The following is a 24,210-nucleotide window of genomic DNA, read 5'->3' as shown; positions in this document are numbered from 1 at the left end:
GGTCCGGCCCGCGACGGTCGATGAGGATGAACGCATGGGACTACCAGTCGTGCTGATGCCAGGACCGATGAACGAAGCCGTCGCCGCCGGGTTGGACGGTCACTGCGAGCTGATCCGGCTCTGGGAGGAGCGTGACCCGGACGCCGTGCTCGCGGCCCGCCGCGACGAGATCGTTGCCGTCGCCACCGGCGGCACCGCCATCGACGGCCCGTTCCTGGACCGGCTGCCCGCCGTCCGGCTGGTGGCAAGCTTCGGCGTCGGGTACGACCGCATCGACGCGACCGCCGCGGCCGAGCGTGGCGTCGTCGTCACGAACACGCCGGGCGTCCTGGACGACGAGGTCGCCGACACCGCGCTCGGGCTGCTGCTGATGACGGTCCGCGAACTGTCCCGCGCGGAGCGGTACCTCCGCGACGGCGAGTGGGCCGACGGGACGCCGTACCCGTTGACCCACGCAACGATGCACGGGCGCCGGATGGGCATCCTCGGCCTCGGCCGGATCGGTCAGGCGATCGCCGACCGGGTGCGGCCGTTCGGCATCACCGTTGCCTACCACAACAGAAGCCCGAAGGACGTCGAGTACGAGTACTACCCGTCACTGCTCGAGATGGCCGCCGCCGTCGACACGCTGATGATCGTGATCCCCGGCGGCGACAGCACCCGCCACCTCGTCGACGCCGACGTCCTCAAGGCCCTCGGCCCCGACGGCATCCTGATCAACGTCGCCCGCGGCACCGTCGTCGACGAACAAGCCCTCGTCGACGCCCTCCGCACCAACACCATCCTGTCCGCCGGCCTCGACGTCTTCGAACACGAACCCAAGGTCCACCCCGACCTCCTCACCCTCCCCAACGCCGTCCTCCTCCCCCACGTAGGCTCCGCCACCCAACCCACCCGCACCGCCATGGCCAACCTGGTAGCCAACAACCTCCGCCACTGGCTAACCACCGGCACCCCCCTCACCCCCGTCCCCGAGTCAGCCCCACTCCTGAAATAGCTCAGCAGTTAGCTGCGAAGTCCGTGGCCGGGGGATCTGGCTAATCGCTCATCGGGGTTCGCCGGGCGGTTCCGCGGTGTAGAGCAAGGTGCCCGCCGAGGAAGCCCGCGCCCGCGACAACCAGGTTGCCTGCCACGGCGAGCTTCGTGGCGAGGGAGTGCCTGCCGCGGAGACGCGCGACGAGGGACCCTGCGAAGAGGAACGTTGCGGTGTCCATGCCGAGCGCGTGGACTGCGCCGATCCTGCGTTCGGCGCCGGACAGTTCGGCCCAGTCGCCGGCGCCTGCGAGAGCGGTCGGCAGAGACGCCAGCAGGCCGAACCCGGTCAGGATCGTCGCCCCGCGGCGCGACTCGGAGCCGCCGGCGACGTCGAGAACGGACGTGGCGAGCCAGCACCCGGCGGTCACGTCGGTCAGCGACGGGTGCAACGAATGACCGAGCACGTCCGTGTGCAGCGGAGTACGTCGTGCCCATTCGATCAACGGCCCGTACACCAGCTCCTGGGCGTGGGCCACCCGTTCGGAGACCGGGCTTTCGCCGACGACCCGAACGACACGCTGCGGCAATGACCTCAACGCCACGCTTCGAACATACGCGCCGACGCATCACTCCTGGAAGCTTCCGGCTTGGAGTCGTTGGCTTCGGGTGGGGTCAGCGGGTGAGGGTGATCTCTTCGGTGAGGTGGGTGAGTTTGGTGGGGTTGCGGACGGCGTAGAGGCCGGCGATGAGGCCGTTGTTGACGTGGAGGACGGTGACGGTGTCGACCTCGTCGGTGAAGCGGAGGAGCATCGCGGGCTGGCCGTTGATGTGGGTGATCTCGAGGTTGCCTTCGGCCAGGCGGTCCACTGCCAGGGCGAGGATGCGGGCCACCTTTTCGGCGCCGAAAACCGGGCGTGGGAGGGCCTGGACCACGCCGCCGCCGTCGCCGAGGAAGACGACGTCCGGGGCGAGGATGTCGACCAGGCCCTGGATGTCGCCGGTGTTGACGGCTCGTTGGAAGGCTTCGAGGGCGTCCCGGGTCTCGTCGGCGGAGACGACCCCGCGCGGGCGCCGGGCAGCGACGTGGGAACGGGCCCGGTGGGCGATCTGGCGGACGGCGTCGGGTTTCTTGTCAACCGCCTCGGCGATCTCGTCGTAGTCGAGGCCGAAGACCTCGCGGAGGACGAAGACCGCGCGCTCGGTCGGTTTGAGGGTTTCGAGGACGAGCAGCATCGCCATCGAGACGCTGTCGGCCAGTTCGACGTCCTCGGCGACGTCGGGCGCGGTGAGCAGCGGTTCGGGGAGCCACGGGCCGACGTACGACTCCTTGCGGCGGCCCAGGGTGCGGAGGCGCTGGAGGGCCTGGCGGCTGGCGATGCGGACCAGGTACGCGCGCTGGTCCTGGATCATGTCGAGATCCACCTTCACCCAGCGCAGCCAGGTCTCCTGGAGGACGTCCTCCGCGTCGGCGGCGGAGCCGAGGAGTTCGTAGGCGACGGTGAACAGGAGGTTGCGGTGGGCAACGAAAGCCTCGGTGGCTCGGTCCGTACCGGTCATGGCTGGCTCCTTGTGCGCGCGTGTGTCACCCACCAGATGCCGCCCGGCCGGCTGCTGTGACAGTTCGGCCGGTATGGCGCTCGTCACGTCCCAGGATTGTCACGGCGGCGCGGGCCGCGGCATCTCGTGTTCGTCCAGTAGATCCCATGAGTGAGGACGACGACGATGGAACCCCGTATCGACATCATGCAGAACGAGCTCGGCACCAAGCTGGCGAAGCGCCTGTTCGCCGTCCACGGTCTGCTGCAGCAGACCGGCCTCTCGCACAGCACGCAGAACCTGGTGATGCTGCGCGCCAGCCAGATCAACGGCTGCGGCAACTGCATCGACATCCACGCGAAGGAAGCGGCGGCCGCAGGCGAGACGGCCACCCGGCTGAACCTGGTCGCGGGCTGGCGGCACTCGACGGTCTTCACCGAGGAGGAGCAGGCGGCGCTCGCGCTGACCGAGGAGGCGACCCGGCTCGCCGACGCGTCCGAGGGCGTCTCGGACGAGACGTGGGCGCGGGCCGCGAAGTACTACGACGAGGATCAGCTGATCGCACTGGTGACGCTGATCGCGATGATCAACGCCACCAACCGTCTCGCCGTCACCCTGAACCAGCTCGGCGGCTCGTACGAGGTGGGCCTGATGACGGCCGCGGTCGGTCAGTAGCCGGGATCCGGGACAGGTTGTAGTGGGTGGAGACAGGTTATTTCAGGTCCCACGCCACCATTACCTGTCCCAAGCCCCGCGTGAAGGCCGGGTCAGGCGGGGGTCTCGTCCGCGGCGGGGAGGTCCCAGATGCGTTCGGTCTCCCACGCGTACTCCCAGGCCTGGATGTCGGGCGGCTCGATGCCGAGGCCGGTGAGGATGGCGCAGACCTGCTCGCGGTGGTGGTTGGCGTGGTTGATCGCCTGGGCGATGAAGATGCCGACGCGGGTACCGCGGGTGTTGTCGTCGACGATGATCACGCGTTCGACGTCGATCGGTTCGGTGAGGAAGACCTCCCACAGCGCGCCGGCCTCGGCGTTCCACCGGCCGAGCGTCTCGAGGTCGGTGGCCGGCTCGGCGTCGACGTACTCGAGGGGCCGGTCGACGATCCGCCGCAGGTAGCTGCCGTCGCAGCGCACGATGTGATCGAGGGTCGCGAGAATTCCGCCGTACGTGCCGACGCCGGTGATCTCCAGCTGGTCGGCCGTGAGGTTCTGGGCGCGGCAGAAGTCGATCAGACTCCCCGTCGCCCAGTTGTTGTGCCGGATGGGGTCGTACAACACGTCATTGAGTGCCATACCGGTCAAGCATGCCGCGCGGGCCTTCCCCAGGGGTACCGATTTTCCCCGGGGGAAGGCCCGTTCGCGTCAGCTTCCGGCGATGTTGACCATCCAGTTGATCCCGAACCGGTCAGTCACCATGCCGAACTCGTCGCCCCACGCCTGCTTCTCGAGCGGGACCGTCACCTTGCCGCCGTCGGCGGACAGCTTCTCGTAGTACCCACGCAGTTCGTCGCCGTCGCCGCTGAGGCTGATCGCGATGTTCTCACCCGGGTTGTACGGCATGCCCTGCGGCGTGTCGGCGGCCATCAGCGTGAAGCCGCTCGGCGTCTCGAGCTGACTGTGCATCAGCAGGTTGTCGTCCTCCGGACCGTGACTGGCGCCGAACTCCTTGAAGGTGTTGGACGCCACCTCGCCCCCGAAGACCCCTTGGTAGAACTCCATCGCAGCACGGGCGTCGCCGTTGAACTGGATGTACGGATTGAGCCGGGATGCCATCGAATCTTCCTTCCCCCAAACCTGGCCGGCCCCCTTGAACCAGCCCTCATGGCGCACAGTAGACCCGCCCGCCGACAGTCCGCGACCCCCTGGATCCGGCCGCGCGGTTAAGGTCTCGGCATGAATCTTCGACACATCACCATCGATGCCTCAGACCCCTACACGCTGGCGAAGTTCTGGAGTACCGTGACCGGCTGGCCGGTCGCCGACGGGGACGTTCCGGGCGACGACGAGGTCCTCGTGGTGGCACCTGCGCCGGTTCCCGGACTGTTGTTCATCAAGGTCCCGGAGGGCAAATCGGTGAAGAACCGGGTGCACCTGGACTGGGGCCCGACCGAGCGCACGCGGGACGCCGAGGTCGAGCGGATCCTGTCCCTCGGCGGCACCGTCCACGAGGACCACCGGGTGCCCGACGGGCGCGGCTGGGTCACGATGAAGGACCTGGAAGGCAACGAGTTCTGCGTCGAACGCAGCGAAGCGGAGCGCGCCGGCTGAGCCCTATCTGAGTCCCGGCCTGAGTCCCACATGAGTCCTGGCTGAGTCCCACGTGAGTCCTGCCCGAGTCCGCAGTACCTGCCCCGCCGGTACTGCGGACTCGTCGGTTCAGGATCTCTTGCACTTTCCGGCAAGACCGAAAACCTACCGGTTCCTTGAGTCTTCGGAGATGCTGGACGAATGCAGTGGTGGTGGCGGAGGAAGAAGCAGGCTGCCGCGGAGGGGGAACCGCGGCGGCGCCGGGGTGTGCGACGGGACGAGGTCAAGGATCTCCGCGCGCACCTGACGAGCACGGGGTACACGCTGAAGCACTGACAAAAGCGTGACAACCAAACGCTTGAGGTTGGCGTCTGGAGCACGGGGGCCGATGGGGGCATGCAGCGGATTCGGGGGTCACCGCGTCATGTGTATGTAGGCAGACGACGACTGAGGCCGGGGGGCGTCAGGATGTTGCAACAAGTTCGGAGACACTCGGGCAACGATGCTCGGGGGCCGCGTGGGTTCTTCGGGTCGCTGGCCGCGATCCTCGTCACGCTGGTGGTGCTGGCGATTCTCGGCGGCCTGTTCGTCGTCCTGGAGCCGCGGACGAAGAACGCCGACACGACCGCCGACGGCACCGGCGCGTACAGCACACCGACGAAAGGCCCGGGGCTGTACGGGTCCGGCTCGCTCGGCCCCTGGCAGAACCTGGTCCGCCGGATCTCGCCCGAGGACCAGATCCGCGACGTCCTGGCGTTCGACGGCGTCTTCATGTTCGGCGACAGCATCGCCGTACAGGACAGTGCCGCGCTCGAACGTCTGCTCACTGACCGCACCGGCGACTCGATCGCCTTCCATGACTGGTCCGGTCAGCCCGCGTCCGCGGCAGTTGACGCGCTCGAAGAGTGGTCACGTGACTACGGTCTGCCGCAGCGGATCGTGATGGCCGTCGGTACGAACGACATCTTCGACCCGCCGGCGTTCGCAGCGCAGGTCGAACGCGCACTGCGGATCGCCGGACCGGACCGGACGGTGTACTGGGTGAACGTGTACGCGAGCCGCACCAAGGTGTCGCCCGCCGTACGGGACGCGGATCTCACCAACAGCACGTGGATCAATCAGCAACTCGCCGAGGCCGCCGCCCGGCACCCGAACCTGAAGATCATCGACTGGGCCGGATTCCTGCAGACCCAGCCGCACCGGCCGGCGCAGTACCTCCGCGACGGCGTCCACACCAGCGAGCCGCTCGGCCGCAGCGCCCGCAACGAACTGATCGCCGAGGCCCTCCGCACCGGCCGTTGATGGCAACCTGTACGCCGACTTCCGCGTGAACAGATCGGGTACTCCGTTTCCGCGGGAAGGCGAGCCATGTCGCGCACGATCATCCGGGGCTGGTCGACCTCGGCCGCGATCATCGTGGTCCTGACCGCGGTCCTCCTTGCACTGCTGCACTTCGAGGCCCCGACGGCACACGCGAAGGCCACGACGTCGAATACCAGCACAGGAAGCTATGGCTCGGGCACACTCGGTTCCTGGCAGGCGAACAACCGCGTGATCTCCAGCGCCGCTCAGGTCCGCAACGTCGTCGCGACCAACGGAGTCGTCCTCTTCGGCGACAGCATCGCCGTACAGGACGGTGGCGCGCTCGGACGACTCCTCGGACAACAGCTCGGTACGTCGTTCGCGGAGTACAGCTGGGCCGGTCAGCCAACCGCCTCCGCGGTCGACGAGATGGCCGCCTGGGCTCGCACTTATGGGCTTCCGCGCCGGATCGTGATGGCGGTGGGGACCAACGACATCTTCGATCCGTCCGCGTTCGCCGCCCAGGTCGAGCGTGCGCTCGGGATCGCCGGCCCGCGGCGGACCGTGTTCTGGGTGGACGTGCAGGTGTCGCGCACGGACGAGCCTGCCGCCGTACAGGTCGCCGATCAGCGCAACAGCGAGTGGATCAATCTCCAACTGGCACAGGCGCGAGCGGCGCATCCGAACCTGCGGATCGTCCCGTGGGCCGAGTTCCTCGCGGCGCATCCCGAGCGGCTGCACACCGACCTCCGGGACGGACGCCACACCACGGTGCCTGCCGGGCAGGACGCCCGGAACGCCCTGATCCTGCAAGCGATCCGGCACGGTTGACGTTGCCTTTAAGGGCAACGGAAGCGAAGTTTCCGATCCGAGCAACTTTTTCGGTGGTTCCGCACATCTATAGGGCAGAGGAACCGTTCTGACCTCGGGGGGACCGACGGCGGAGTACTGGACGGGGGTCTGACCGGCGGCATTCGATGCCGGCCGCAACCTTCGCCGATCCGCGGCGCTGCCCGACGTACGACAGCAACTCAGCACAACCCACCTGACCCAAATCCCGGGGATCGCCCGCCCGAATTCAGGTCTAGGCCAGATCAGGCATGCTCGGGAGCATGCGGGGAGGACCCACGATGCCCGCGAGACATCTGCGCACGACCACGACGACGCTACGCCTCACGATCGCCCTGCTCGTGAGTATCGCCGCGATGGCCGTCGCACTGGTGGTCCCGTGGGGCGGGTCCGAGCCCGAAGCGGCCCCGGATCCGACGCTCAGCCACACCCCCGAACCGCCGACCGCGCCGCCGACGCCGGCCCGGAAGAACAGCTACACCTGCCCGGCGTACAGCGGGATCGACCGGGCGAACCCCGTGGCCAACCTGTACCGGGACACCTACACCTGGGGTACGACGCCGCCGACCAAGATCGGGGACGGCAAGGGCAACATCAACTGGCGGGTGAACCCGGACAAGAACCCGAGCTGGTACATGTGGCTGCACTCGCTACGTTGGCTCGGGCAAGGAATCAACGCCGCGGCGAAGGGCGACAAGCAGGCCCTGCAACGGGTCAGCGCGATCGCACACGACTGGGTGAACGACAACCCGTACTCGTGGAAGTCCGACGTCGGCGCTTACGAGTCGACGATGCACCGGACCAACGTGCTGATCTGTCTGCGGCAGGCGGTGCTGTCGGGGCTGCACACCGGGCAACTGCCGCTGACGTACGCCTGGCTGGACAAGGCGCTGCTGGACCACGCCTGGTTCCTGCAGAAGAACTGGAGCGGTGACTGGAACCACGGCACCGACGAGAGCCTCGCGCTGTTCGGCATCGGGTGCACGCTGATGCGCGACGATCTGAAGACGGTCGCGGTCGATCGGCTGACCGGTGCGATCAAGACCTCGATCGACACCCAGGGTTCGACCAACGAACAGTCGACGGCGTACGCGCAGTTCAACTACGCGCTCTGGGGGCGCGCGGCCGACGTACTGCAGAAGTGCGGCGTCGACCCCGGTACGACGATCATGGCGCGCCGGCGCGAGCTCGCGAAGTGGCTCGCGCTCGCCACCAACTCCCTCGGGAACCTGCCGCAGATCGGCGACTCCGAGGTCGTCCGCACCGTTCCGGTCCCGGGTACGGTCCTCGAGTACGCCGGGACGCTCGGCAAGCAGGGGATCCGGCCGACGCAGCGGGTCGGGATCTTCGACGCCGGGTACATCTTCGGGCGGACCGGGTGGGGCGAGGAGCGGGCGTTCACGCAGGAGTCGACGTACAGCATCCGGTTCGGGCCGTCGCGGAAGTTGCACGGGCACGAGGACCACACGTCGATCACGTACACGTCGCACGGGCGGGACATCCTGATCGACGGCGGGCACTCCGGGTACAAGTGGGACGACTGGCGGAGCTGGGCGAAGAGCCAGTTCTCGCACAACGAGATGACCGTGCAGTCGACCGCGACCGACCACCCGGACACGAAGCTGGTGCGGTCGTCGGTTCGCGACACGTCGGAGTACTACGAGTTGAAGGACAAGCTCGGGGCCGACATCGACCGGACCCGGGACGTGCTCGTGCTGAAGGATCCCGATCTGATGGTGGTGCTGGACCGCGGTACGTCGGCGACGGAGCAGAACTACTCGACGCTGTGGCACCTGCCGGCCGATCAGAAGGTCGTTGTTACCGGCAACGACCGGGTGGTGGCGCAGAAGCCTGGCGATCGGGTGAAGACGACGCTGCTGCAGATCCCGTTCCAGCAGGAGACCACGCCGATCGAGACCGCGACCGGCGAGCAGGACCCGATCCAGGGGTGGCACTACCTGACCATCGACAAGAAGCTCCCGGCGCCGGTGGTGCAGTTCAACCGGTCGGGCCGGAGCGCGAGCATCTTGTCCGTGATCGCCCCGACCCGCGCGAACGCGGCCGTCAGCTACACGACCACCGAGCAGGGCTCCCGCACGCTGCTGACGCTGAAGGTCGATGGGGTCACCACGGTCATCGCGATCTCCCAGGACGGGACGCTGCAGCGGATCAAGTAGGTGAGGCGGACCGCCAGCACTCCACAATCGCCGCGAACGGCCGACGCTGAGCGTGAGGCACGGCCGGAAACGGTGATTGTGTAGTGCTGGCGGTCCGGGCTCAGCGCTTCCTCTCAGGTCAGCGCTGCTTCGCGGTTCAGCGCTGCTTCGCGGTTCAGCGCTGCTTCGCGGTTCAGTGCTGCTTCGCGCCGACGGGTTTCCAGTCGCGGGGCGGGTCTTCGCCGACGCGACCGTCGACGGCTTCGCGGATGAGGTCGGCGTGGCCGGTGTGGCGGCCGTACTCCTCGATCAGGTCGCACACCAGACGACGCAGGCTCGCGTGCTGCCCGTTCGGCCAGCTGATGTCGGCCGGCTGCCCGAGCCCACCGTCGGCGATCGCCCCGGCCAGCGTCTTACGGGATCGCTCGACCGCGCCGTCCCAGAGGGCATAAAGCTCCTCGGGGGTGTTCTCGGCGGCGGAGTTGAACTCCCAGTCGTTGTCGTCGCGCCAGCCGTTCTCCAGCCACGGCCCGTCGAGCGGCAGCCCACGGAACTTCACGGTGAACATGTAGTCCTCGTTCGCCGCGAGGTGCTTCATCAGTCCGCCCAGCGTGATCGACGAGGCCCCGATCCGGGTGTTCAAACCCTCCGCGTCGAGTTCGTCCACCTTGTAGCGGAACGTCGTACGCAACCGGTCCAGGGCACCGACCAGATGGCCGGCCTCGTCCCCCGCCAGCGGCGGCTCCCACCACGGAGATACCCACTCGCTCTCAGTCATGCCGCCACGCTAAACCCCATTCCGGACACTCCCCTTCCGGAACCAGCTCGTCATACTCGACCCATGTCCGATTGCCCCACCTGCGGCCGCTCACTGGATGTCCATGACCGCCACGTCCGCTTCACGCTGCCGACGCCGGTGCTCGACCTCCCGGAACGCGAACTGACCCCCGGCGTCTGGCTGAGTCACCAGACGCCGCGCGAGTCGGTGATGATGCAGGTCCCCGGCGCCGGGCCGTTCGTCCGCGCGCTGCTCCCGGTTCGGCTCGACGGTGGTTACCAGGTGATGTTCGGGGTGTGGCTCGCGGTGCGTCCCGATGACCTGCAGCGTGCGTTCGCGGTGTGGTGGGAGCCGGAGTACGCCGACCTCCACCTAGACGGCATCCTCGCCAACACGATCGAACCGTGGGGCCTCTTCCCCACACAGGCGACTGCGACGGTCCGCAGCCCCGACGAGACGCCGTACATCACCGCTTCGCCCGACCCCGCCCTCACCGAAGTCCTCACCCGAACCTGGCCTCACGACGAAGTTCTGCGCCATCTCCCCGCCTAGGGTGCGTGGATGCAGCGGTATGCGGGAGTGATTGCGCGGCACGGTGGGATGATCGCGTTGGTGCGGGAGCAGTACGACACCTGGGACGCGCCGTACTGGAATCCTCCGAGTGGGGCCGTCGAGGACGGGGAGACGCCGGCGGTCGGTGGTGTGCGGGAGTTGCTCGAGGAGTCGGGGTTGCGGGCTTCGGCGGATGAGCTCGAGCTCGTGTGGACCACTCAGGTTCTGGTTGACGGACGCGTGACGTCGCGGTCCTGGAACTACGTGGTCGACGTGCAGGACCCCGCGTTCGCGATCGATGATCCGGACGGTTCGGTGACCGACGCGCGCTGGTTCGCTGCGCAGGACGCCGTACGGGCGCTGGAGCGGATGCCGTATCCACCGATCGCGGTTCCGGCGGTGGATTACCTGCTCAACGGCGTACCGGGGCGGGATTGGATCTTCACGGTGGACGGCGAGAACTGGAGCTGGGAGGTCTGACCTCAAAGGGTTTTCAGGAGGTGGGCGAGGTCGGGGTCTTTGGTGATGCGCGGGCGGGCGTCTTCGAGGATCCAGGGTTTGAGGGTCGGGGTGATGTCGATGGTGTCCCAGAAGCCGACCGTCACCTGGTTGCCGGCGAGGTCGGACCACCACCAGCTGAACAGGTCCTGCGCATGACGATCGGCCGGCCCGTCGGGGCGGGTGTTCCAGATCGACAACCACTCGGTCAGCGGGATCGGGGTCGTCGCGAGGAAGCTGAGAACGACCCGCGCCTCAGGCTTCGCCGGGTACGACGACAGCGTCGCGGACCACCACTCCCGACAGACCCCGAGTACGGCGTCCCGCTCGGTCCTGGACCACGTCGTCCAACACCCGGCGTCGACCAACCGCAGCGCGACAAGCTCCTCGTCGACGTGCAGGTCGTCGTGGACCAGGAGCGCGAGGAGGCGCGGCGTCAGCTTGCGGTAGAGGTTCGCGAAGTCACCCCAATGATCCGGCACCTCACGAGCCACACTCGCGAGCAGCTCCTCAGGAATCGCTCCCACGGACCCGGCCAGCAGCGCGGCCTCTTCCTCGCTGTAGCAGTACATGCAGTAGTCGCCAAGATCCGCCTCAACCCCGGTCAGCACATCAGCCAACCGCAGCAACGCCCCATCCACCCCATCCATACCGTCGATCCTCCCCCATCCCCGGTGTCACCCCGCGGCCTGCTGGTTCATCCGCCACACGGTCCGCACCACCCAGGTCACGAGCACCACGACGAACACCATCCCGCCCACCGCGACCAACCGCGTCAGCCAGTCCGGGACGACGAGCGCGACCCAACCCAGCATCCCCAACACCGCCAGCGTCCCCGCACCGCCGACGATCGCGGACACGACGATCCGCGTCCGGCTCCACGGTTTCAGCTCGGGCGGGTACTTCGCCTGCCAGTAAACGATGCTGCCCCCGAGCACCGCGGCACACGCCGGCGCGACGGCACCCCGCACATCACCGGACACCGCCAGCCCGATCGCCGCGATCAGACAAGCGCCCGCACTCACCCGGAGCAAGATCTGCAGTCCCCTCACCCGGCTCATGTTAAAGAGAGTCGGACCACCACATTGCGTTTTGCCGAGGTTCGGTTTGCGGCGTACGGCGTGAAGCCCGCGTCGAGGAACGTGCTGAGTACGCCGCGGCCCGGATCACCGGGCATCGTCTTCACGGGATAGGCCTCGACGAGACGGGCACCCGAACTGCGCGCGTACTCGACGGCCGCCTGCACCATCGGCAGCGTCAGACCGCGCCCGCGGTAGCCGGCCTTCACGAAGAGGCAGTTGACGGCCCAGATCGTCTCGTCCTCGGGCTCGTCGATCGGCAGGGTCCGCGAGTTCACGATCGCGGCGTACTCCGTCCTCGGGGCCACCGCGCACCAGGCGGCCGGCCGCGTGTCGAGGTACCCGATCATCCCGACCGGTACGCCGGCCTGGACGAACCCTTCGAGGGCTGCCCGGTTCTCTTCGCTCCCGTTCGCGGCGACCTCGCGGGACGGTAGGCGCCGCGCCATGCACCAGCAGCCGCGCGTCCCGCCGCTGGGCCCGAACAGCTCGAGCAGATCGCTCCATCGCTCCCGGTCGACGGGGTGAACGTCCATCTCCGCAGTCAACCACGCCGCCGGCCTCGTTGACTCGCATCAACCCTTGTCGAGAAGCTAGATCGAAAGTGGTGTCGGCGGCCCTGTCGGATCGCGGGTCCGGTGTTCGTAGTAGGGGTGAGCGGCGGCCGGTGATGGGCGCCCGGACAAGGAGCGTTGGCATGGCGATGTACCTGATCTCGTTCGAGAACGGCTCGATGGATCACATTCCGGAGGAGGAGATCCCGGACGTCGGCAAGGCCGCGCACGCGGTGATGCAGGAGACGAAGGACGCCGGCGTGTACGTGTTCGGCGGTGGGCTGAGCTACGCCGACGGTGACGCGGACCCGGCGGTGGTCTCCGTCGACGGCATCGTCACCGACGGCCCGTACCCGGAGAGCAAGGAACTCATCGGCGGCGGCATGATCCTCGACGTACCGACCCGCGCGAAAGCCCTGCAGTGGGCCGCGAAGATCGCCGCCGCCTGCCGCTGCGCCCAGGACGTCCGCAAGTTCATGGACGACCTCGAACGCTGACCACCCACGCCCGGCCCCTGCGGCCCGGCTGACCTGGCCCGACGCATGGGTTGGCGGCCCGACCGGATGGGCGACTCGTGGGTTTGCGGCGCGGCCGGCTGGGCCGTCGGGTGGGATAGGTTGCGCGGCATGACCGAGCTGCGAGTCGCCTGGCCGCCTGCCCCGATCGCGACCGAGCGCCTCGTACTCCGCGAACCCGAGGCCCGCGACCGTACGGCGATCATCGACCTCATGTCGTCACCGGAAGTCGGCACGTACGTCGGCGGCTCCCGCTCCCGCGACGAGGTCGAACAGGCCCTGCCCGCGGAACCCCCGCGCCGGGCCGGCCTCTTCGTCGTCGACCTCGACGGCGCGATGATCGGCACCGTCACCCTCGACCCCCGCGATCCTGACCGCTCCGACTACCGCCGCCCTGAGGCCGGCCGGTACGAGCTCGGCTACCTGTTCCTCCCCAGCTCCTGGGGCCACGGGTACGCCGCCGAAGCCTGCGCCGCGGCCCTCGGCTGGTTCACCGACACGCTCCCGACCGAGCCCATCGCCCTCACCACCCAAACCGCGAACACCCAGTCCCTGCGCCTCGCGACCAAACTCGGCTTCACCGAACTCGAGCGCTACGAGGCCTGGGGCGCCGAACAATGGCTCGGCACCCGCTAAACCCGCTCCCAAAAACTCTCGGAGTCGTCGAGACCGATGTAATACGGAATCCGCGAGTCGTCCGGCTCCCCGCCGTACCCCTGAACAAACGCCCGCGCCGCAGACACCAGCCCGTACTGCGGATTCCGCCCGTGCGCGAGGCTCTTGTACATCAGCGCAAGGTCGACGTACCGGTCCCCCATACCGAGCAGGCCGACGTCGAGCACACCGCTGAACTGCAGGGTCTCGGGATCGATGAAGACGTTCGGCGCCGCGAAATCCCCGTGCGTAACAACCTCCGGCGTACCTGGAAACGGTGAGCCGAACGGCGCCGCTGGCAGAGCGTGCAGCTCCCGGAGCCCGGTCGCGAGAGCACGCAGTACGGCGGGATGATCGGCGACCGGCCAGTCGTCGGAGACGTCCCGCCCGCGAAGCTCCGTACTCACCATCCAACCGTTGCCTCGGTCAACAACCCGCGGGCAGGAGAACCCGGACGCGGACAACCACTCGAGCCGATCCGCCTCGTCGTCGACGATCGCGCCCTGCTTGTAGTACAGGACCTCCCGCCCGCGCACGAGCCGGACCACTGTCGCTCCGGAGAGCCCACCATGAATCGGCTCGCCGTCATCGGCACCGAACCGGCTCAGCAGTCTCCGCAGCTCCACCCACCGCACGGTAGCGGTGCTCTAGGGCCGGAGGCGGACCTCGGGGCAGAATCGTCCTGTGAAGAAGCCCGACACGAACCCGGTGATCGCCCGTAACCGCAAGGCTGCCCACGAGTACCACCTGGGCGAGTCCTGGGAGGCGGGGCTCGTACTGCAGGGTCCCGAGGTGAAGGCGCTCCGTGCCGGGCGGGCGTCGCTGGTCGGGGGTTTCGCGATGGTCGAGGAGCGCGAGATCTGGTTGCACGGCGTACACATCCCGCAGTATTCGCAGTCCCGCTGGTTCGAGGGCGGCTCGCGCCGCAAGCGGAAGTTGCTGCTGCATCGCGCCCAGATCGACAAGATCGAGCGCAAGGTCAACGAGGGCGGGCTGACGATCGTCCCCGTCGCGCTGTACTTCAAGGACGGCCACGCGAAGGTCGAGATCGCTCTGGCCCGCGGCAAGAAGGACTGGGACAAGCGCCAGACCCTCGCCGAACGCGAAGCAACCCGCGAGGCCGAGCGCGCCCTGAGTCGCCGCCTGAAGGGCCGCAGCGACTGATCCTCAGAGTTCGAGCCAGCCGAACCCGATCTTCCAGTGACGGCCCGCGGACAGGTGGTCGATCACAGCCCGCTGGAGCGTCGTACGGCGGGGCAGTGTCCCGAGGTCGGTGTCGGGTGCCGCCGCGAAGATCCGGGACAGGATGTCGGCGTCGCCGTCCCGCGTCTCGGGTGCCAGGTGGAAGCGGCGTTGGAAGCGGACGATGTTGGAGTCGGCCGGCAGGTACTCGGCGAGCTGCACGTCGAGGATCCACGATCCACACCGCACGAACCGGTATGTCTCCTCGGGGAAGTGCCGGGCAAAGAACTCCCGGGCGAGCGCGAACGACGCGTCGCAGGCGGCCGGGTCCAGGGGACCGGTCGGCGCGGCGTGCACACCCAGCGCCGGCTCGGACTCCTCGCACGAAAGCCCGGCGGCCTGCACCGCCGGGGCGAGAAACCCCAGGTCACCGCGGTTGAACCCCAACCGGCCGAGCAGATAGATCCCGCCGCGAAAGTGGAGGTCGATCCAGAACGGCGCATCCATCCCGCCCGTGCCAGACCGTTGCCGATGCGACTGTACGGAGCTTCCCAGCGCCCCGAGCGTCGCCCAGGAGATGTCGTCCGGGATGCCGCGTTGTTCGTGGTACGCGCGGACATACGGCAGCACCGCGAGAAAGACGTACACGTAGAAGTAGCGCCCCCACCCGTCCGGCAGCTCCGGCCACGACCCACCCGGCCGAAACCCGCCCATATCCGCGACGGTCCGCTGAGCACAACGCCGTACCAGCCACGACAACGCAGGACTGCGCTCCAGATTGGACAACCCCGCGACGATCTCGGCCGCATCCTCCTCAGGTACGCCGAGTCGCCGCAGCACCGTCAGCGCGACCTCGACCGTCGGCACCCCGAGCGCGCCATCAGGCTCCCCGGCCGCTTCTAACTCCCCCAGCCAGGCCACAAGCCCCGGATCATCCCCGAGAAACCGCGCCACTTCGTCGGTCCTCATCTAGTCCGCCCAGCGGCCCGCGCAGTTTTCGATCCAAGCCTGAAGCGTCGGCTCGGCGTCGAAGGCGAGCAAGGAGTACGGCGGGCAGTCCGGCAGCGGAGTCACCCCAGCGAACGCGTGGTCCGGCGCGAACAGCAGTAGTTCGCCGCTCTGACGGTGAGCGAGGGTGAGGTTCCCGTTCGCCTCGACGGCAACGGCGTAGTACTCCTCGGGCTGGATGGGGATCGTGAGTCCCTCACCTTCCCAGAGCCACGAGTAGTCAGCGAGCACGTCGGAGACCGACGTACTCGCGGCATCCGCGGTGAGGACCTCATCCTGGTTCATCCACCAGGTCTCAGGCTCTGCGAACCGCTCGACAATCCCGCCACACACGGCCCAGAAGCTCTGATGGGTGGGGTGTACGTCGCCGTTGTCAGCGCGCAACGGCGGATAACAGAGCCACCCACGTCGGTTGCCCTCCGCACCCCAGGCCAGCAGCTCATACGACGTACCCGACACAGAGACCGGCGTAACAGTCGCCGACTCCAGCAACGCCGACAGCCGAGGCAATCCACCAACCGCCGCCCGCGCCCACGCCCGCTCCTCGACAACCACCTCCGCGTCTCCGGCCCGGAGAAACCAGGGAGCCGCCTCAAGAAACCGATCCCAGTCACGCATGATGCCGCAGATCATGACATACGCGGCGGTGACGCGATTCAGGGTCGACGTCGCCGGATTTATGATCGGCTGGTGCTCGCCGAACCAGTCAGGCTCGATTGGGGTCCCACGGCGTGGGATGCGTGGGATCCACCGACCATCGCGAGGCTTCTCGATGGGGTGCCGGCGCGCTGGTACGTGGTCGGCGGCTGGGCGCTGGACCTGTTCCAGGGACGCCAGACTCGCGACCACGAGGACCTCGAGATCGCGACTCCGCTGTGGGATTTCGACCCCATCCGCGAGCGACTGTCGGCGTACGAGTTCTTCGTCGCGGGCCGGGAGGGCTTCTGGCCTGTCGACGGCGCCGGCGGTGCGTACTTCGAATACCAACAGACCATGGCCCGCGATCCGTCGAGCGGTCTGTGGCGCGTGGACGTGATGCGTGTTCCCGATGACGGCGCGAAATGGATCTGCGCACTCGACCGCAACATCCAGCGTCCGCACGACGAGGCCATCGCCCACACGACCGATGGCATCCCGTATCTCCGTCCAGAACTGGTGCTGCTGTTCAAGGGCCTCCAGACGCGCCCGAAAGACCAGGCGGATTTCGCCGCCGTCGTACCACTCCTGAGTGCCGAGGCCCGGACCTGGCTAGCGCAAGCACTTGCCGAGACGAAGGGCAACGACCACCCATGGATCGAGGCTCTCGTCGGCTCGAGCCGCCAGATCCGAGCGTTCAACAGCACTGAAGAATGAGCCAGCTGCGCTCCCAGTCCCGTGCGAGCAGATCAGAGCGCCTGATCCAGTAGTAGAGCCGCCCGACATCTCCCCACATCATGTCGATCGCGTCCTCCGAATCGACCTGCAGGAGAAGACGCCACTCCGCCGCTCCGTCCTGCAGACCCGCTGCCCGTGCGTCGTCGTATCCCGTTGAGTCGCCGCAGTACAGCCCGTTGGTCACGAGCTGGCATTCGACTTGCATGTCGCCCTGAACGGGGTCCGGATGGCCGATGAGCCGATGAATCACGTCGCCCTGCCCTTCGAAGAGCTCCGCGTAAGCGAAGCCTTCGTCGCGGGTCATCCCGAGCCGCTCGACGTCGTACGACTCCCAGGGCGCAAAGGTCAGCTCCGCCCGGGGACGCAACCCCAGCGCCCCGAAAACGCCCCCGCCCGAGAGGTCCGCGGGCGGATCACGTCGCTCCGTCACGGCCGAGTCGGGGGTGTACACGACCGCAGCCGAACCATGGTCGGCTGGGTCGAAACCCCATGCACCCTGCGAGACGGCGTCGTAGAAGAACGACAGCAGTCCGTCGCGCGGCAAGAGACCGTCCGGCTCGTACGGCGCGACTTCGGCGAGGTTCACCTGCGCGATGAAGCTCAGAGGTACGTCGTCGTTGCGGGGCCAGGTGGTGGACACCGGCAGGTCAGGCAGCCCACCGAGACGTGAGTATCGCTCGATGTCCGGCGCAGCGGAGTCGGCAACGAGACGAACGCTGGAGCGTGCCATCGCCACCAGCGAATCAGTGAACTTCCCCAGACCGGCCGCTTCCAGACGTTCCTGGAACGCACCGACGTCACCCACATCGTCAGTCACGCGCTGATTCTCACACCTGGGCCCTCAGCACGTCGACCGCGCCACCCGGCTCGAAGGGATCGTAGCCATGCTTGATCAACCAGCGGACTACTAGCAGGGTTCGCAACGACCACCAACCGCGAATCGCATCGAGGTCGACGTCGGCCCCGTACCCTGCGACGACATCGCCGAGGTGTTCCTGGTGTACGACGGTCAGGCTCGCGAGGTCGTACATGGCATCCCCCTGACCCGCCTCGGACCAGTCGATGATGCCGGTGAGTTCGTCACCGTCAACGAACACGTGCGCGATGTGCAGGTCCCCGTGCGTGAATACCGGAGTCCACGGCCGGAGCGCGGCCTCGGCGACCTCGCGGTTGCGGGCTATCAGGTCGGCGGGCAGGACGCCGTCCACCACCAACCGCTCGCACTCGTCATCGAGGTCGGCCGTCAACTCGCCCAGGACTTGACCCGCTCGGCCAGGCCAGGGCGGTACCGGTGCGTCGTGCAACCTCCGCACAGCCGCGCCCGCCGCGACCCACGCCGCTGAGGAGGCGGTCGACGGCCGGCCGAGCCGACCGAGCACGGTTCCCGGAACGGGCGCGATCGCGAGTACGGGCGCCTTGTGCCACAGGATTCTCGGGGTCGGGACCGGCGCCGCGGTCATGTTCGCGACCTCGCGGTCGAGCCGCGCCCGGTCGGCGTCCACCTTCAGGAACGCGTCGCCTACACGCAGAGTCGCGCGCTCGGAGTGCGCGACAACCACGCTGACTTCATCCACGGGCGTCCAGTATGTTGAGGTTCCTCACCGACGTCGCCGAGTTATCGCGCGTCGAGGGCTGCGGCGGTCCCGCTCACCGTTGACCGAGCCCGGTGGTGCGGGTCAGTACGACGCTGAGGGTCTCGAAGCCGAGGTCTGCGTAGAACGCACGCGCATCCCGGTTCTCGGCGTACGCGGTGACTGAAACCGTGACAGCACCATGCTCACCCTCCGCCCACGCCACGAACCGCTCCACGAGCGCGCTCGCCACGCCGTTCCTGCGTGCACGTTCCTCGACGAAGAGGCTGCGCAGGTACCCCGTCGCCACGCCACGACGTACCTCACTGGCCTCGCTCACCCAGCCCACCAGATGCCCGCACACTCCGGCCGCATCCACGGCAACCAACACCAGCGCCTTCTCGTTAACCAGCAACGCCTCAAAGTCCGCAACTCCACGCCGCTCCGGCCAAGTCGTGTCGACAAGTTCGTCATGCTCGCCGGCATCCGCAGCAAACAACCCCGCCTCAAGCCCAACAAGCTCCCCAACATCGCCCCGCGTCGCCAGCCGAATCTGAGCCGTCACCACCCCAGCAAACCACGCCCCCACTCCCCGCGTACTGCTACTCGAACTGCAACACGGAGGCATCGCGTTCTGCTCGTCATCGAGCAGCTCTGCTCGGGCACGAGAGGCTTCGGCGTAGCGGTCAGGCACAAGGCCCATTGGAAGGCGCATGTCGGTCATCTCCTCCTGGAATCGCATCGGTGCTGGTGCTGGGAGATGGTTTCTGCGTACGGTCTGCGCGTGAGAGACAAGGTGTTGGCCCTGCTGGGTGGAGCGCTCGTCGCGTGCGTGGCGGGCGGAGTGGCAATCGCAGTAGATGGCCCTCCCCTCCTCGCTTGCGCGGCGGCCGTCGCTCTCGTTGCGCTTGGCTCTGTGCTGCGACCTCGCGGTCTGGCTCGATCCATTGTCCGGCGGCAGCGGAGGCCCTTGGAGGTGACGGGAGTAGCGTTTCTGTTCGCATTCCTGGGCGTCTGGCTGGTCTGGGCGAGCACCATGGCACTCGACGCCAGCACTTCTTGGCTGCGATTCACGGGCTGGGTGGTACTGGCTTGGTTCAGCGCCATAGGCGCAAGTTTCGTCGCAGCTCTTCGGCACGCCGACGATCTGAGGGCGAGCCGCACCGACAAGCCGACTCGGAGTAGTTGACGGTCACGTGTCAAGCACACGGGCAGTCCCCCCGCATCGCCTCGATAGCTGCCGGCCTTCGGTGCAGTGCGGATCAAGGGTCGAAGATCCGCAGGGACGCCGAAGGCGGCCCTTGACGCGTGCCGTGGCGTGCACTCACCCATGAACGAGCCGGAAGCGCAGAGAAGGGAAGCGGGAGGCAGGCGTCCCGCCCTGCAGTGGCGGCGCGCTTTCGGTCCCTGAAGTGGCCTGTCGTGAGGACGTAGAGAAACTTGTCAGGCCCAGATTGCGGATCGCGGATCACAAGATGCCGGGGCCTCTGTCGACCTCGACTGATGCGCGACACTCGTCCGCGAGGTGATCTGCGACAGCCGAAAGCGCGATGGCGGCATGTCCGGGCGGTTGGACCCTAGGTGAAAAGGTCCTGCCCCTCCGCGCCAGTCGGATCAGAAGACAAGAGGTCCTCGTGAAGGAACTCCAGGTCTGCGCCGGTGTCGGGCGCTAGTGTCGCGTGTCGTTGATTAGTTTACGTTTGAGTTAGCGGGAGAATCGGGTCATGTATGTGGCCCGGGCTTTGCGGCTTCGTGATGGTGATCGTGCGCGGTTGGAGGCGGTGACGCGGGCGTCGACGGCTCCTGCCGGCGTGGTCCAGCGGGCAAGGATCGTGCTGCTGGCCGCCGACGGAGTACCCAACACCGAAATCGCGGAGCGGACCTCCTCGTCGCGGCCGACGGTCGTGAAGTGGCGCAACCGCTACGCCGAGGCCGGGATCGACGGGCTCGGTGATCTGCCGCGGCCGGGACGTGCACCGGAGATCGATGAGATCGAGGTGCTGGCCGAAACCCTGGCAGACAAGGGGAAACCGCCGCCCGAGCTCGGGGTGACGCACTGGTCGTCGCGGCTGCTCGCGGCCCGGCTGGGGATCTCGTTCGCCACCGTGGCCAGGATCTGGCGGAAGTGGAACATCCAGCCACACCGGATCGAGACGTTCAAGTTCTCCACCGACCCCGAACTCGAACCCAAGATCCGCGACGTCGTCGGGCTCTACCTGAACCCGCCCGCCAACGCCGTCGTGGTCTCGGTCGACGAGAAGTCCCAGATCCAGGCCCTCGACCGCACCCAACTCGGGCTGCCACTGCGCCCCGGCCTGCCCGCCCGGCAAACCCACGACTACGTCCGTCACGGCACCACCACACTGTGCGCAGCCCTCGAGGTCGCCACCGGCAAAATCAGCGCCGACGCCTGCTACCCCCGCCACAGCAACGCCGAGTTCCTCGCCTTCCTCAAGCGCGTCGCGAAAGCCCACCCCCGGGTGAAGCTGCACGTCATCTGCGACAACTACGCCACCCACACCCACCCCAACGTGAAGGCCTGGCTCGCGAAGAACCCACGGATCACGCTGCACTTCACCCCCACCAACTGCTCCTGGCTCAACATGGTCGAGATCTTCTTCGGCATCATCACCCGCCAAGCCATCCGCCGCGGCACCTTCACCTCCGTCACAGACCTCCACGACGCCATCCGCGACTTCATCGACGCCTACAACGACCGCGCCAAACCCTTCACCTGGACCAAAACCGCCGACACCATCCTCACCAAGATCAACCGTAAACCAACTAAAAACACGCGACACTAGCTCGGCAGAGTCATCGAGGCTGGTCTCGACGATCGTCCATCCCGTATGGGCATGGTCATTCGCCTCTTCGGCATGCTCGGCGGACAACAGGAACAGCAATCGGAACGCCGTCTCGTAGGAGGCAGCGGTCATCGCTCGGGCAACGTCGGCTGGAGACGCTCCCGCTTCTGTGGCGCGTCGAGCCGCGGGAATGTTCAAGACGTTGGTTTCGTCTGTGGAACGAATCTCTTTCCAGACGACCTGGAGGAGTCTCTCGCGAACGGCGTCATCCCTCATGCAGGAACCCTAGATGGTCACCGTCCACACGTCCGCACATCGGCATGACAGTGCGCGGATCGCGGCAAATCCGGACGTTCGGTCTGGGAGACTCCGCTGGTGCGGACTGAAGTGCAGAACCAGATCAGGATGCTCGGCAATGCCGTTGTTGCGGAGGTCGCCAAGCGACGCGACTCTCACCGCCGTTGGCTCCGGCTCGCCCCAGTCGACGGCGGCGTGCGCCTTCTGGAGGTCGAGGTCCCGGTCGGCGTCGACCCGGCCAACTGGCCTCGGGACGAGGAGGACTACGTCGTCGTCTCCGAGGAGACCTTCGCGTCCCTTGACGATGCGCTGTCCATCTTGGAGAGACGCGGCATCGACACTAACGCCTTCGACGCTGTCTGGAAAACGGAGAACCCGTTCTAACCCCGCTCATCGGCCAGGGCACGCGTACTCTCCGCGGCAGATCCGTGCATTCGTTTCAGGCGGGGTCTTCGCTGGTCGCGTGCTCCCAACCTGCTCAAACTCCTCCCGAGAGATCTCCATGCCGGCAAACTCAGGATCGCCGAGATCGAAGGGCGGGTTGATCGGCCAGTCTGCGGCAAGTCAGGATGTCGCATGCACTGCATGCGAGCATCGGCAACGTGATAATCACAGTGCGCGGGTTGGTTCAGGGGACCAATGTGATTGAGTGCGAGACACCCGTGGGGACCTTGATCGGCCAGTGGCGAGGTGCGACGAGGCCGGCACCCGGGTCGAGCGAGCACGTGGAACTGGACACGGACGGCCCTCTCGTCTGGAATGACGGTCCAGCGATCGTTCACCCCGACGGACGAAATGAGCATGGCCAGGTCCTGCATGGCCGCATCGAGGACATCGAGGGTGATTTCGTTGCGGTCCGCGTCGGGGACGCGCTCATTGTTCTCGAGGTGGATGGGGATCCGCCGATTGGCTCCGTCGAACAGTTCGTAGCCGTTAGGCCAGCCGCCTTATCCCTGTGGCCAACCGGCATCTGACGGACTGCTCGGCCACTGCTCGTCATCGGCGTGACCGCGCGAACCTCGGCATGACTTCGCCTCACTGTCTGCGGCAGATCCGTTGCATCGCTGCCGGGATTCACTGCCAGGCAGACTTCCAGCTCCGGCCATGGCGTGCGACTGCAGTAGTGGAGCTTGGCTGACGTGAGAGTCTGAGCGCGTGACGGAATACGCTATGCCGCCAGAAGCGGCGAGCACGTTGATTACGGCCCTGCAAGAGCACGGAGTCCCAGCCTGCGTCGGCGGAGGTTGGGCTGTCGATGCGCTGGTAGGGCAACAAACTCGGGAACATCTAGATCTCGACATCTGGGTAGACGCGGTTGACTTCGAAGGTCTCGTCGCAGCCTTCGCCGACCAAGGAGTCGATCGGCTCTACCCCTGGCCCGGCGACCGTCCCTGGAACTTCGTCCTGCATGACGGTCACAGTCGTCGCGTAGATCTCCACCTCTACGAGACTCTGAGCGGCGACCGACTTCACTATGGCAGTCTCAACGCGCCGTTCATGTTCACTCGCGAGGATCTCTCGGGTGAGGGTGAGATTGCCGGCATCTCGGTTAAATGCGAACGTCCTGAGTTAGCCTTGCAGAACCACACCGGCTACGAGTTGCGTGAGATCGACCGGCACGATATCGCTGTGCTCTGCGAGCGCTTCGGACTCCAGCCTCCAGAGGACCTCCGCTAGGGAAGACCTGGCCGGTGCGCGCTGATCGGCAGATCCATGCGTTGCTCCGACACGTGGACGGTGTTCTAGGCTGTCGCAGATCAGCTAGCGGAGAAGTGTCGCGGATCTGATGGCGCATCAACCCCGCGGAATGGTGCCGACCGGCGTAGTAGGCGCGGATCGCCTGGTTGAGTTCGTCGATACGAGCGATCACTGCATCGGCTCCTGCGGCGGCCAGGTCGTCGGCTTTGCCGGGCTTGTTGGCTTGGCCGATGCTCGCGGCTCCGACCGCCCGGGCTGCCTGTACGTCGGTGGTCTGGTCGCCGATCAGGGTGCAGGAGTCAGGCTCAACCGCGAGGGTCTGGGCGGCCGTTCGATCAGATGTGGGCTCGGCTTCATCAGGCCCGGACCGGAGGGGGTTCCCGGCTTCCGGGTGCACGATTTGCAGCACACTGCTGCATCCATGTGGTTGGCCGCTGGAGCTGACCCGAAGGTGGTTCAGCGCATCCTCGGGCACGCGACTGCCGCGATGACGATGGACCTCTACGGCCACCTGATCGACGCCAGCCTGTGGGACGCCGCGCAGAAGGTCGCCCAGCACACCGGGGCCTCTCAGGGGCCTCG

At 67.2% G+C, this 24,210-nt stretch carries 29 protein-coding genes and 2 pseudogenes; 16 read left to right on the top strand and 15 right to left on the bottom strand.

The window, feature by feature from the left end; translation table 11 throughout:
• Positions 1-34 precede the first annotated feature (34 nt).
• A complete protein-coding gene (locus ACWGID_RS00600) occupies positions 35-997 on the top strand; it encodes a 2-hydroxyacid dehydrogenase (protein WP_452193045.1) in 963 nt (320 codons plus the stop codon).
• A gap of 40 nt (positions 998-1,037) precedes the next feature.
• On the opposite strand, the gene ACWGID_RS00595 is transcribed toward ACWGID_RS00600, so the two are convergent.
• Positions 1,038-1,577 carry a DUF2231 domain-containing protein gene (locus ACWGID_RS00595; protein ID WP_452193044.1) on the bottom strand — a complete coding sequence of 180 codons (540 nt, stop codon included), beginning with the start codon at positions 1,575-1,577 and terminating at the stop codon, positions 1,038-1,040.
• Positions 1,578-1,647: 70 nt separating this feature from the next.
• Entirely contained in the window at positions 1,648-2,532 is an 885-nt protein-coding gene (locus ACWGID_RS00590; RefSeq protein ID WP_452193043.1) for an RNA polymerase sigma-70 factor, read from the bottom strand.
• Positions 2,533-2,697: 165 nt separating this feature from the next.
• On the opposite strand from ACWGID_RS00590, the gene ACWGID_RS00585 reads away from it, so the two are divergent.
• On the top strand, positions 2,698-3,186 hold the full coding sequence (locus ACWGID_RS00585) for a carboxymuconolactone decarboxylase family protein (protein ID WP_452193041.1): 489 nt from the start codon (positions 2,698-2,700) through the stop codon (positions 3,184-3,186).
• Between the two features lie 92 nt (positions 3,187-3,278).
• Here ACWGID_RS00585 and ACWGID_RS00580 read toward each other — a convergent pair whose 3' ends face one another.
• The gene (locus ACWGID_RS00580) at positions 3,279-3,803 is read right to left on the bottom strand and encodes a DinB family protein (RefSeq protein WP_452193039.1); all 525 of its coding nucleotides are present in this window, start codon (positions 3,801-3,803) and stop codon (positions 3,279-3,281) included.
• A gap of 69 nt (positions 3,804-3,872) precedes the next feature.
• The gene (locus tag ACWGID_RS00575) at positions 3,873-4,283 is read right to left on the bottom strand and encodes a VOC family protein (RefSeq protein WP_452193038.1); all 411 of its coding nucleotides are present in this window, start codon (positions 4,281-4,283) and stop codon (positions 3,873-3,875) included.
• Between the two features lie 120 nt (positions 4,284-4,403).
• Here ACWGID_RS00575 and ACWGID_RS00570 point away from each other — a divergent pair, with 120 nt between their 5' ends.
• The 4 genes from ACWGID_RS00570 (at position 4,404) to ACWGID_RS00555 (ending at position 9,085) form a co-directional block, all read left to right on the top strand.
• Positions 4,404-4,778: a VOC family protein gene (locus ACWGID_RS00570; RefSeq protein ID WP_387769979.1), complete on the top strand. Its 375-nt coding sequence runs from the start codon at positions 4,404-4,406 to the stop codon at positions 4,776-4,778.
• Between the two features lie 447 nt (positions 4,779-5,225).
• A complete protein-coding gene (locus ACWGID_RS00565) occupies positions 5,226-6,059 on the top strand; it encodes a hypothetical protein (protein WP_452193036.1) in 834 nt (277 codons plus the stop codon).
• A 66-nt stretch (positions 6,060-6,125) separates the two neighbouring features.
• Positions 6,126-6,890, top strand: coding sequence for a hypothetical protein (locus ACWGID_RS00560; protein WP_452193034.1), 765 nt, complete (start codon positions 6,126-6,128; stop codon positions 6,888-6,890).
• Between the two features lie 299 nt (positions 6,891-7,189).
• Positions 7,190-9,085 (top strand): heparinase II/III domain-containing protein, encoded by a 1,896-nt coding sequence (locus ACWGID_RS00555; protein WP_452193033.1) that lies wholly within the window; start codon positions 7,190-7,192, stop codon positions 9,083-9,085.
• 172 nt (positions 9,086-9,257) lie between these two features.
• Here the strand turns inward: ACWGID_RS00555 and ACWGID_RS00550 are convergent, their stop codons facing one another.
• A complete protein-coding gene (locus ACWGID_RS00550) occupies positions 9,258-9,842 on the bottom strand; it encodes a mycothiol transferase (RefSeq protein ID WP_452193032.1) in 585 nt (194 codons plus the stop codon).
• Positions 9,843-9,905: 63 nt separating this feature from the next.
• Between ACWGID_RS00550 and ACWGID_RS00545 the strand changes: the two genes are divergently transcribed.
• Together ACWGID_RS00545 and ACWGID_RS00540 are read left to right on the top strand one after the other, a co-directional pair.
• The gene (locus ACWGID_RS00545) at positions 9,906-10,394 is read left to right on the top strand and encodes a DUF2199 domain-containing protein (protein ID WP_452193030.1); all 489 of its coding nucleotides are present in this window, start codon (positions 9,906-9,908) and stop codon (positions 10,392-10,394) included.
• A gap of 9 nt (positions 10,395-10,403) precedes the next feature.
• Positions 10,404-10,874: an NUDIX hydrolase gene (locus ACWGID_RS00540; protein ID WP_452193029.1), complete on the top strand. Its 471-nt coding sequence runs from the start codon at positions 10,404-10,406 to the stop codon at positions 10,872-10,874.
• 2 nt (positions 10,875-10,876) lie between these two features.
• Here the strand turns inward: ACWGID_RS00540 and ACWGID_RS00535 are convergent, their stop codons facing one another.
• Genes ACWGID_RS00535 through ACWGID_RS00525 form a run of 3 tightly spaced genes read right to left on the bottom strand, consistent with a single transcriptional unit; the run spans position 10,877 to position 12,507 of the window.
• Positions 10,877-11,542, bottom strand: a complete 666-nt coding sequence (locus ACWGID_RS00535; RefSeq protein ID WP_452193027.1) for a hypothetical protein — start codon at positions 11,540-11,542, stop codon at positions 10,877-10,879.
• 27 nt (positions 11,543-11,569) lie between these two features.
• Entirely contained in the window at positions 11,570-11,953 is a 384-nt protein-coding gene (locus ACWGID_RS00530) for a hypothetical protein (RefSeq protein WP_452193026.1), read from the bottom strand.
• A complete protein-coding gene (locus ACWGID_RS00525) occupies positions 11,950-12,507 on the bottom strand; it encodes a GNAT family N-acetyltransferase (RefSeq protein WP_452193024.1) in 558 nt (185 codons plus the stop codon). The genes ACWGID_RS00530 and ACWGID_RS00525 overlap by 4 nt, the downstream gene beginning before the upstream one ends.
• 161 nt (positions 12,508-12,668) lie before the next feature.
• Between ACWGID_RS00525 and ACWGID_RS00520 the strand changes: the two genes are divergently transcribed.
• Complete coding sequence (locus ACWGID_RS00520; protein WP_452193023.1) at positions 12,669-13,022, top strand: YciI family protein; 354 nt, start codon at positions 12,669-12,671, stop codon at positions 13,020-13,022.
• Between the two features lie 129 nt (positions 13,023-13,151).
• Positions 13,152-13,676, top strand: coding sequence for a GNAT family N-acetyltransferase (locus tag ACWGID_RS00515; RefSeq protein WP_452193021.1), 525 nt, complete (start codon positions 13,152-13,154; stop codon positions 13,674-13,676).
• Here the strand turns inward: ACWGID_RS00515 and ACWGID_RS00510 are convergent.
• Positions 13,673-14,320: a phosphotransferase gene (locus ACWGID_RS00510; protein WP_452193019.1), complete on the bottom strand. Its 648-nt coding sequence runs from the start codon at positions 14,318-14,320 to the stop codon at positions 13,673-13,675. The two genes, ACWGID_RS00515 and ACWGID_RS00510, sit on opposite strands and share 4 nt — an antisense overlap.
• Before the next feature lie 58 nt (positions 14,321-14,378).
• Here ACWGID_RS00510 and smpB point away from each other — a divergent pair, with 58 nt between their 5' ends.
• Positions 14,379-14,858: an SsrA-binding protein SmpB gene (smpB, locus tag ACWGID_RS00505; RefSeq protein ID WP_452193018.1), complete on the top strand. Its 480-nt coding sequence runs from the start codon at positions 14,379-14,381 to the stop codon at positions 14,856-14,858.
• 3 nt (positions 14,859-14,861) lie between these two features.
• Here the strand turns inward: smpB and ACWGID_RS00500 are convergent, their stop codons facing one another.
• Together ACWGID_RS00500 and ACWGID_RS00495 are read right to left on the bottom strand one after the other, a co-directional pair.
• On the bottom strand, positions 14,862-15,845 hold the full coding sequence (locus ACWGID_RS00500) for an acyltransferase domain-containing protein (protein WP_452193017.1): 984 nt from the start codon (positions 15,843-15,845) through the stop codon (positions 14,862-14,864).
• Positions 15,846-16,502, bottom strand: coding sequence for a hypothetical protein (locus tag ACWGID_RS00495; protein ID WP_452193016.1), 657 nt, complete (start codon positions 16,500-16,502; stop codon positions 15,846-15,848).
• 72 nt (positions 16,503-16,574) lie between these two features.
• On the opposite strand from ACWGID_RS00495, the gene ACWGID_RS00490 reads away from it, so the two are divergent.
• A complete protein-coding gene (locus tag ACWGID_RS00490; protein ID WP_452193014.1) occupies positions 16,575-17,237 on the top strand; it encodes a nucleotidyltransferase domain-containing protein in 663 nt (220 codons plus the stop codon).
• Here the strand turns inward: ACWGID_RS00490 and ACWGID_RS00485 are convergent.
• The 3 genes from ACWGID_RS00485 to ACWGID_RS00475 all read right to left on the bottom strand — a co-directional run bounded on the left by ACWGID_RS00485 (position 17,218) and on the right by ACWGID_RS00475 (position 19,553).
• Positions 17,218-18,075 (bottom strand): YwqG family protein, encoded by an 858-nt coding sequence (locus ACWGID_RS00485; RefSeq protein WP_452193012.1) that lies wholly within the window; start codon positions 18,073-18,075, stop codon positions 17,218-17,220. The two genes, ACWGID_RS00490 and ACWGID_RS00485, sit on opposite strands and share 20 nt — an antisense overlap.
• 10 nt (positions 18,076-18,085) lie before the next feature.
• A complete protein-coding gene (locus ACWGID_RS00480; protein ID WP_452193011.1) occupies positions 18,086-18,832 on the bottom strand; it encodes a phosphotransferase family protein in 747 nt (248 codons plus the stop codon).
• Positions 18,833-18,905: 73 nt separating this feature from the next.
• The gene (locus tag ACWGID_RS00475; RefSeq protein WP_452193010.1) at positions 18,906-19,553 is read right to left on the bottom strand and encodes an N-acetyltransferase family protein; all 648 of its coding nucleotides are present in this window, start codon (positions 19,551-19,553) and stop codon (positions 18,906-18,908) included.
• A 1,000-nt stretch (positions 19,554-20,553) separates the two neighbouring features.
• On the opposite strand from ACWGID_RS00475, the gene ACWGID_RS00470 reads away from it, so the two are divergent.
• From ACWGID_RS00470 to ACWGID_RS00460, 3 genes are all read left to right on the top strand, one after another.
• Positions 20,554-21,633 carry an IS630 family transposase gene (locus ACWGID_RS00470; RefSeq protein WP_452193008.1) on the top strand — a complete coding sequence of 360 codons (1,080 nt, stop codon included), beginning with the start codon at positions 20,554-20,556 and terminating at the stop codon, positions 21,631-21,633.
• A 375-nt stretch (positions 21,634-22,008) separates the two neighbouring features.
• A complete protein-coding gene (locus ACWGID_RS00465; RefSeq protein ID WP_452193007.1) occupies positions 22,009-22,314 on the top strand; it encodes a hypothetical protein in 306 nt (101 codons plus the stop codon).
• 771 nt (positions 22,315-23,085) lie between these two features.
• Positions 23,086-23,607: a nucleotidyltransferase domain-containing protein gene (locus ACWGID_RS00460; protein WP_452193005.1), complete on the top strand. Its 522-nt coding sequence runs from the start codon at positions 23,086-23,088 to the stop codon at positions 23,605-23,607.
• Between the two features lie 184 nt (positions 23,608-23,791).
• Here ACWGID_RS00460 and ACWGID_RS00455 read toward each other — a convergent pair.
• A pseudogene (locus ACWGID_RS00455) lies at positions 23,792-24,025 on the bottom strand (HAD hydrolase-like protein); the annotation flags it as partial.
• Between ACWGID_RS00455 and ACWGID_RS00450 the strand changes: the two are divergent.
• Positions 24,020-24,130, top strand: a pseudogene (locus ACWGID_RS00450) (tyrosine-type recombinase/integrase); the annotation flags it as partial. The pseudogenes ACWGID_RS00455 and ACWGID_RS00450 overlap by 6 nt on opposite strands.
• Between the last annotated feature and the right edge of the window lie 80 nt (positions 24,131-24,210).

Source organism: Kribbella sp. NPDC054772 (assembly GCF_053611945.1).
This window is presented reverse-complemented; position numbering and strand designations above follow the sequence as displayed.

Bases quoted from the DNA above. Each gene is read 5' to 3' on its own strand.
- ACWGID_RS00560 (WP_452193034.1), top strand. From the start codon at position 6,126: ATGTCGCGCACGATCATCCGGGGCTGGTCGACCTCGGCCGCGATCATC.
- ACWGID_RS00545 (WP_452193030.1), top strand. From the start codon at position 9,906: ATGTCCGATTGCCCCACCTGCGGCCGCTCACTGGATGTCCATGACCGC.
- ACWGID_RS00520 (WP_452193023.1), top strand. From the start codon at position 12,669: ATGGCGATGTACCTGATCTCGTTCGAGAACGGCTCGATGGATCACATT.
- ACWGID_RS00525 (WP_452193024.1), bottom strand. From the start codon at position 12,507: ATGGACGTTCACCCCGTCGACCGGGAGCGATGGAGCGATCTGCTCGAG.
- ACWGID_RS00570 (WP_387769979.1), top strand. From the start codon at position 4,404: ATGAATCTTCGACACATCACCATCGATGCCTCAGACCCCTACACGCTG.
- ACWGID_RS00575 (WP_452193038.1), bottom strand. From the start codon at position 4,283: ATGGCATCCCGGCTCAATCCGTACATCCAGTTCAACGGCGACGCCCGT.
- ACWGID_RS00540 (WP_452193029.1), top strand. From the start codon at position 10,404: ATGCAGCGGTATGCGGGAGTGATTGCGCGGCACGGTGGGATGATCGCG.
- ACWGID_RS00515 (WP_452193021.1), top strand. From the start codon at position 13,152: ATGACCGAGCTGCGAGTCGCCTGGCCGCCTGCCCCGATCGCGACCGAG.
- ACWGID_RS00590 (WP_452193043.1), bottom strand. From the start codon at position 2,532: ATGACCGGTACGGACCGAGCCACCGAGGCTTTCGTTGCCCACCGCAAC.
- ACWGID_RS00565 (WP_452193036.1), top strand. From the start codon at position 5,226: ATGTTGCAACAAGTTCGGAGACACTCGGGCAACGATGCTCGGGGGCCG.
- ACWGID_RS00555 (WP_452193033.1), top strand. From the start codon at position 7,190: ATGCCCGCGAGACATCTGCGCACGACCACGACGACGCTACGCCTCACG.
- ACWGID_RS00600 (WP_452193045.1), top strand. From the start codon at position 35: ATGGGACTACCAGTCGTGCTGATGCCAGGACCGATGAACGAAGCCGTC.
- ACWGID_RS00535 (WP_452193027.1), bottom strand. From the start codon at position 11,542: ATGGATGGGGTGGATGGGGCGTTGCTGCGGTTGGCTGATGTGCTGACC.
- ACWGID_RS00500 (WP_452193017.1), bottom strand. From the start codon at position 15,845: ATGAGGACCGACGAAGTGGCGCGGTTTCTCGGGGATGATCCGGGGCTT.
- ACWGID_RS00580 (WP_452193039.1), bottom strand. From the start codon at position 3,803: ATGGCACTCAATGACGTGTTGTACGACCCCATCCGGCACAACAACTGG.
- ACWGID_RS00530 (WP_452193026.1), bottom strand. From the start codon at position 11,953: ATGAGCCGGGTGAGGGGACTGCAGATCTTGCTCCGGGTGAGTGCGGGC.
- ACWGID_RS00475 (WP_452193010.1), bottom strand. From the start codon at position 19,553: ATGACCGACATGCGCCTTCCAATGGGCCTTGTGCCTGACCGCTACGCC.
- ACWGID_RS00550 (WP_452193032.1), bottom strand. From the start codon at position 9,842: ATGACTGAGAGCGAGTGGGTATCTCCGTGGTGGGAGCCGCCGCTGGCG.
- ACWGID_RS00585 (WP_452193041.1), top strand. From the start codon at position 2,698: ATGGAACCCCGTATCGACATCATGCAGAACGAGCTCGGCACCAAGCTG.
- ACWGID_RS00470 (WP_452193008.1), top strand. From the start codon at position 20,554: ATGTATGTGGCCCGGGCTTTGCGGCTTCGTGATGGTGATCGTGCGCGG.
- ACWGID_RS00495 (WP_452193016.1), bottom strand. From the start codon at position 16,502: ATGCGTGACTGGGATCGGTTTCTTGAGGCGGCTCCCTGGTTTCTCCGG.